General features: G+C 66.7%; 2 protein-coding genes and 1 pseudogene. 2 read left to right on the top strand and 1 reads right to left on the bottom strand.

From position 1 onward, the window contains the following. Nucleotides 1-192 (top strand): annotated as a pseudogene (locus ACSDR0_RS49915) (hypothetical protein); the annotation flags it as partial. 71 nt (nt 193-263) lie between these two features. On the opposite strand, the gene ACSDR0_RS49910 reads toward ACSDR0_RS49915, so the two are convergent. Further along, the gene (locus ACSDR0_RS49910) at nt 264-1,550 is read right to left on the bottom strand and encodes a M20/M25/M40 family metallo-hydrolase (RefSeq protein WP_435296011.1); all 1,287 of its coding nucleotides are present in this window, start codon (nt 1,548-1,550) and stop codon (nt 264-266) included. 920 nt (nt 1,551-2,470) lie between these two features. On the opposite strand from ACSDR0_RS49910, the gene ACSDR0_RS49905 reads away from it, so the two are divergent. Then, a partial coding sequence (locus ACSDR0_RS49905; RefSeq protein ID WP_435296010.1) for a hypothetical protein occupies nt 2,471-3,336 on the top strand: 866 nt, incomplete at its 3' end.

The raw sequence follows: 3,336 nt of genomic DNA, 5'->3' as shown, positions 1-3,336 counted from the left end.
GAGGCCGTCCAGGACTCCGACGTGGTCATCACCATGGGCTGCGGGGATGCCTGCCCGTTCTTCCCCGGCAAACGCTATGAGGACTGGAAGCTCGACGACCCGGCCGGCCAGGGCATCAAGGCCGTCCGGCCGATCCGCGACGAGATCCGCACCCGCATCGAGAAACTGATCGCCGAGCTCGACGCCAGGTAACCACCGCTCGCTCGCGCCGCCCCTGCCCAGCCCGGCCAGGCGGGGTGGCCGGGTCTCGGCCGGCGCATGCCTTAAGCGTGCGGCGATCCGGCCAGCAGCCACACGGTGGCCACCAGCAATCGCGCGGCGGCCAGCAGCGTGTCCGGCTCGACGCGCTCAGGGGTTTCAGCGGGGGTCTGGTAGCCGGGCATGCCCATGCCGATGCCGATCGCGGCCAGCCCGGCCGCGGCGTAGCGGCGGTTGTCCGAGGCCATCGCCCCGGCCCGCAACGCCACCCCGGTGCGGCGCCCGGCCTGATCCACGGCGGCCAGCAACCCATGGGCCGGGCCGCCCGCCTCGACGGAGGCGGCCTGGTGCAGCTGCGCGGCCCCGTCCAGGTTGATGACCTGGGTGCCCGGCGCCACAGCGGGGGCGTGGTGGGCCGAACCCCACGCGCCGGTCTCCTCGGCGTCCAGGAAGGACACTGACAGATCCACCGGCGCTCTCAACGAAGCGCGCAGGACGCGGACGGCTTCCAGTACCGCGGCCACCCCGGAGGCGTTGTCGGCCGCGGCGGGCAGGCGGCGATCCGGGTCATCGCCCACCCCGTCGAAGTGTGCGCTCAGCAGCACCCGCGGCCCACCTTCCGGGCTCCGCGCCATCGTCTCGTCCGCAGCGTCCCACCTGATCGGCAGGTGGCCATGGACGTTAACCCCTTGGGCGCCGACCGACCGCAGCGGCATCGACGCCGTCACGTTCACCTGCCTCGCGCGGAGGGCATCGGCCAACTGCCGGTGCAGGTCGGGGCGCAGTCCGATGACCGCCACCGCGCGCCGGGTGGGTCCGGCGATCATCTTGGGCATCCACCCCTCGGCGTCGGTGCCCCGGGCCATCAGCACGCCGAGCGCGCCGCTGGCTTCGGCGCGCGTGCAGGCCTGGGTCCAGTCCTCGGCTGAGGCCAGGACCCAGCGGCCGCCGAGATCGGCCGCCTCTGCCCCCACCAGCGGCGCCGAGCGCGGCTCGGGCACTTCGGCCGAGGCCAGGTGCTCGACGAAATCCCGGCGATGCTCCAACTGCCGGACCGCCGCATCAGTACTCCAGCCCAGCACCGGCGTGCGATACAGCTCCCGCACCTCGGCGACGTCGAATGCATCGAGCCGCACTCGGGCGCCCAGCCCGCCCAACTGCTCAGTGAGCCAGGCTGCGGCGGCCCGGCCACCGGGAGTGCCCACCCGCCGGCCCGCGTAGCCGTCAGCGGCCAGTTTCGTGACGCAGGCGAGCATCCGCTGCACGCTTACCTGCTTCAGGGCTGCCGACAGCCCCGGAACCTCGATCGCATCCGGCGGCGCGAGCGGCCGGGCGGACGGTGAAGAGCTCATCCACAGCACCCAGTGGAAGTGGCGGCAGCGGGAGTCGAAGCGGCCACCGGGGCCTGCCCGCAGCATCCGGCTTCGGCCGCCTGGGTCGCCTCGGCCTCACTCCCGCAACACGACACCGCGCCGGAGGTGCTGGCGGCGGCGTCGGACGCGGTGGTCACGGGACTCCCGCAGCATCCTCCAGCCGCGGGCGGGGTGAAGGCGTCTTGGAGATTCCCGATGAATCCACCGGTGACATCGCTTGCCATTGCGTACTCCCTTCGGGCCGTCGGCGCATGTCATCGCGCCGATCGAACCCCACTTGGATTTGACGGATGTCTAAGTAAGGTCAGCGTTCCATGTTGATTCGATTACTGTCAAGATAGAAGAACATCTAATCAGGGTGAGATGTCGGACTATTGGGCTGCTTCCCCAGGGCGCCCTGTCGATCTTGAGCAGCGGTATCGCTCGTGCTAATGGGGCTTGTCGCGCTCAGGGGCGCTGTCGCGGCGAGAGATGATCACGTTGAAAGGGAGAGCACACTGAGCCTGAGAGCGGCGCCGCCGGACAGGAAAGCCAGTCCTGCGGGGTCGGAGCCTCCAAGCGGCCAACAACCGCATCTGCGCGCCGTAAGGAGAGCAGCGAGTTACGTGAGCAGTTGGCCGCCGCGCTCGGTGAGCTTCGCACACCACACTGAGCCGGACACCGAGCGCGGCGCCAGAAGAGACGCTCAGGGAAGGTCTGCAGCCCGCATCCACGTGCCCGCGCCGATCGAATCCACGTCTTCGAATAGAACTCCGAACCCACAGCAAGAAATAGATAAACGAAAAGCGTGCAACACGATCACTCCTGCGCTGATACGTTGATCGGCTGGCTACAAGGAGGTGGTCGCCATCAAGGCGATGCACGCCCTGGTGCGGTCCTCAACTCCTTAAGGAGTGAACATGCCCCGAGCCGTAATCACGTTCGCCGGGCTGATGTCGCAGCCTCAAAACAGCGGCGACCTGCACCCTTTCGTTCCCTGCCTTGAAGCTAAACAGGGTGATGAGCTGCTGTTACGTGCGTGGGTGCGCCTGACATGGGAGGCCAGCGAAACCGCTAAAAGTGACTTACTGAGATTGGCCATGTCGGTGGATGAGGCTTATGCACGCATCAACCGCGCACTGATGCTCTACGGCGTCCGTAGGATGCACCGCGTCGTCAGTGATCATCTCAGCACCAACACTCAACCCGATTCCTCCACGGACTACTGGGATTTGAAGGTCGATGACGTCACCGCCCTCTTACAGTCAACGGAGGGAAAGTCATGCAGCTTCCAGGTGAAGCACGGCCGCAACCTGTTCTGTGCGGCAGCGGGCATCAACGACCCCACCGTCTCGCGTGAACTGGATGGGCAAAGAGTCGCACCGACTTCAACGCCGCTCTGTGGTGCCTGCAGCCTGCCAGATGATGATTACCTGTGCTCCAGCCTCATGCATCCTCAAGTGCTTGGCATGGTGGGGTCCGGCATGGGCCCCATCCGAAAGTTCGAAGGCGCGCTATGCGACAAGGGTCAGCTGCGCAACATCCAGACGCCCCATCGATGCCTTGCGACCGGGCATTCGTGCTGGCATAAGACCATCGATGTTGAGACGCCTAGTGTTGCTCCTGTCTCACCGCTGGAACTGGCGGAGGCGTGGGACGTGCTCGATGCCGTGTGGCGGCTGGTGTTCGGGAAGAACAAACGGCTTCTTAGAGGGCGTTTAGGTATGGATTGTGGCCATAAGTCGCTCTTGCGTCCGACGGCCTTCGGGTTGATTTGCACCTTACA

It is taken from the genome of Streptosporangium sp. G11 (assembly GCF_051192615.1).
Classification (GTDB): Bacteria; Actinomycetota; Actinomycetes; order Streptosporangiales; family Streptosporangiaceae; genus Streptosporangium.
The sequence above is the reverse complement of the archived record's forward strand: the minus strand, read 5'-3'. Positions and strand labels throughout refer to the sequence as shown.

Bases quoted from the DNA above. Each gene is read 5' to 3' on its own strand.
- ACSDR0_RS49910 (WP_435296011.1), bottom strand. From the start codon at position 1,550: ATGAGCTCTTCACCGTCCGCCCGGCCGCTCGCGCCGCCGGATGCGATC.